Below are 642 nucleotides of genomic sequence, written 5' to 3'. Positions count from 1 at the left end.
TCGTGGAACGCTGCCAGCATGTCGCCTTTGTTTGGCATGGGCGCGGCGGCGGTGTGCCTGTCGGTGATTTTGGTGATTGTGAAATGGTTGGTGTTGAGCCGCTCGATGCGCAAGGTGCTGCATTATTACGGTGCGCCCCGGCTGCCTTTGTGGGGCTTTATTTTGGTGTCTTAGGCTTTGCTGCTGCCGCTGTTGCTGGTGTTGTATGTGCCGGCGTTGGCTGCGTTTGCGCTGTTGTGGCAGGCTTGGGTGTTTGTGGTGCAGGTACGCGGTTTGATGTGGATGGGGAATGCGACGGTAGGCCGTGTTTTGGTGGGCTATCTGTTGTATGGTTTCGGCGTGTTGTGTGTGGGTACGGTGATTTTGATGCTGTTTATTGCCGCCGGTTGGTTGGATATGGAAACGTTGAATCAAAACCTGCAGGCGTTGACGTCTGCCCGTAAATAATCAATGAAAATTGGAAGGCCGTCTGAAATGTTCAGACGGCCTTTGTTTTATGTGTTTGTTTCGTGGTCTTGCAGAATTTTTTGATAGACGGGGTCGGGGAGGTAGCGGCCTATCATATCGCGCCAGCCTTGTGGGCCGACCAGGCCTTTGACCATGGTGGAGGACACTTCGGCTATTTCGCGCGGCGGCATTAGG

The 642-nt window shown here is 54.0% G+C and carries 1 protein-coding gene and 1 pseudogene; one reads left to right on the top strand and one right to left on the bottom strand.

What is annotated here, in order from left to right:
* Window positions 1-177: 177 nt before the first annotated feature.
* Window positions 178-447 carry a hypothetical protein gene (locus tag ACTHUR_RS15210; RefSeq protein WP_440399463.1) on the top strand — a complete coding sequence of 90 codons (270 nt, stop codon included), beginning with the start codon at window positions 178-180 and terminating at the stop codon, window positions 445-447.
* Between the two features lie 47 nt (window positions 448-494).
* On the opposite strand, the pseudogene ACTHUR_RS15205 reads toward ACTHUR_RS15210, so the two are convergent.
* A pseudogene (locus tag ACTHUR_RS15205) lies at window positions 495-642 on the bottom strand (pantetheine-phosphate adenylyltransferase); the annotation flags it as partial.

The organism is Neisseria sp. P0021.S007 (assembly GCF_051956855.1).
Note: the sequence above shows the minus strand (reverse complement) of the source record. Positions and strands in the feature narration are given on the sequence as shown.